The organism is Trebonia sp. (genome assembly GCF_049794275.1).
GTDB lineage: Bacteria > Actinomycetota > Actinomycetes > Streptosporangiales > Streptosporangiaceae > Trebonia.
Window position 1 is genome coordinate 1 of record NZ_JBARCR010000004.1, and the last position, 2108, is coordinate 2108.

Below are 2108 nucleotides of genomic sequence, written 5' to 3' on the forward strand. Positions count from 1 at the left end.
GAGCTGCTCGGCGACGGGCGGCTCGCGGTCCTGCACGGCCTCGGCAAGCTGCGCCTCGCCGTCCTCGACCCGGTGTCTGGCGAGCTGGCCGACGTCGACCTGCCCGGCTACCGGACGGCGCAGGTGCAGCTCGCCGTCTCCGGCGAGGCGATCGTGCTCGTGGCCGCCGGCCCGCGCACCCCCTGGTCGGTGCTGCGGGTCTCCCCCGGCGGCGCGGTCGAGACCATCAGGCAGCCGGCGGTCGACGCACCCGACCCCGGCTACCTGCCCGACGCGCGCCCGGTACAGCTTTCCGCTGGCCAGAACGGGCCCGTGGTCCATGCCCTGGTCTACCCTCCCGCCAACCCGGAGGTGGCCGGGCCGGCCGGGGAACTCCCGCCGTTCATCGTGCATGTGCACGGCGGCCCGACCGCGAACTCGGTGCCGGTGCTCAGCCTGGAGAAGGCGTTCTTCACCAGCCGGGGCATCGGGGTGATCGACGTGAACTACGGCGGTTCCACCGGGTACGGGCGGGCGTACCGGGAGCGGCTGCGCGGCGAGTGGGGCGTGGTGGACGTGGCCGACGCGATGCACGCGGCGCTGGCGCTCGCGGAGTCGGGCGACGCGGACCGCGCCAGGCTCGGCATCCGGGGCGGTTCCGCGGGCGGCTGGACGGCGCTGGCCGCGGTGACCAGCGGGCTGCGGGACGCGCCCGAGGCGGTGTTCTCCGCGGCGACGTCGTACTTCGGCGTGTCGGACCTGCGGCCGTTCGTGACGGACACGCACGATTTCGAGTCCCGGTACCTGGACGGGCTGATCGGGCCGCTGCCCGCGGCGGACGCGCTGTACGAAGAGCGGGCGCCCGTCGGGCACGTGACGCCGCTGACCTGCCCGGTGCTGCTGCTGCAGGGGCTCGACGACCCGATCGTGCCGCCGTCGCAGTCCGAGGCGATCGCCCGTGACCTGGCCGCGCACGGCATCCCGTACGCCTACATCGCGTTCGAGGGCGAGTCGCACGGGTTCCGCAAGGCGGAGACGAACATCGCCTCCCTGGAGGCGGAGCTGGCGTTCTACGGGCAGGTGTTCGGGTTCACGCCGCCGGGCGTCGCGCCGATCAAGCTGTCATAGGCCGGGGGCGGAGAGACGGGCCCGTTCCGGATATAAATCGAAGGCGACCCTGGTGAGAGTCGTCGCGGTGCGGACGGCGCTCGCTATCGCGTCGTCCGGCTCGAGGCCGCACAGGTCGGTGAGGGTGAAGAACGCCTCGGCGCTGACCACGACGGCCAGGTCCAGCCTGAGCCGTGTCATCGCGGCGGGCGCGAGGCTTGCCGCGAACGGCGCGAGGGCGTGGTCGATGAGGCCGAACCGCAGGCCGGGGCGCTTGCCCGCCGCGGCGGGCTCAGTGATCGTGTGGGCGATCGCCGCGCGCACCGAGCCCTGGTACGCGTGCACGCCGCGGAGCAGGAACTCGCAGGCGAAGGCCACCCGCTCCGCCGGATCCCGCGACGCCTCGACGGGGGCGAGCGCCGCCGCCGGGTCCGGCCACAGCCCGGCGAGAGTCTCCTGGATCAGGGAGATCAGGTCGGGAAAGTAGCGGTACATGGTGGCCTCGGAGACCATGGCCCGTTCGGCGACGCGCGGCATGGTCACCTCGGCGCCGGAGCGGGTGAGCTCGCGGGCCGCGTCGACGATGGCCCGCCGCGTGCGCTCCTTCTGCCTCGCCCGGCCGGCCTCGCCGGGCGGCTTCTTGCTGTTATCAGCAACCGTCGTCATGCCCGCTCCTTTATGGAGGTGCTCTCTCTTCATGAGAGTGTACTTGCATCAATTGCGATAGCAAGCTATCGTCGTGAGAGTTAACTCTCATAAATGACCTTGCTAGGGAGAGCTCCATGGCCAAGGAATCGATCGTCGGCCCCGGCGGCGGCGACGTCATCAGGCTCGGCCCCGCCACCGTGCGGATCATCGAGGACGGCAGCACCACCGGTCACCGGCTCGGCATCGGCGAGATCACCGTCGCGCCCAGGTCCGCGGGCCCGCCGCAGCACCGGCATGCCCGGCACGACGAGGGCTTCTACGTGGTGTCGGGGACGGCCCGGTTCACGATCGGCGCCGAGACGTACGACGCTCCG

3 protein-coding genes are annotated in these 2108 nt (G+C 72.2%); 2 read left to right on the plus strand and 1 reads right to left on the minus strand.

Features of this window, described 5'->3' with window-relative positions; translation table 11 throughout:
- Positions 1-1107, plus strand: a 1107-nt coding sequence (locus tag WA805_RS00110) for a S9 family peptidase (protein ID WP_425241341.1), incomplete at its 5' end; no start/stop codon positions are given.
- Here the strand turns inward: WA805_RS00110 and WA805_RS00115 are convergent.
- A complete protein-coding gene (locus tag WA805_RS00115; RefSeq protein ID WP_422280060.1) occupies positions 1102-1752 on the minus strand; it encodes a TetR/AcrR family transcriptional regulator in 651 nt (216 codons plus the stop codon). The genes WA805_RS00110 and WA805_RS00115 overlap by 6 nt on opposite strands.
- A 116-nt stretch (positions 1753-1868) precedes the next feature.
- Between WA805_RS00115 and WA805_RS00120 the strand changes: the two genes are divergently transcribed.
- Positions 1869-2108 (plus strand): cupin domain-containing protein (locus WA805_RS00120; protein WP_425241342.1); only part of this gene is annotated, 240 nt, incomplete at its 3' end.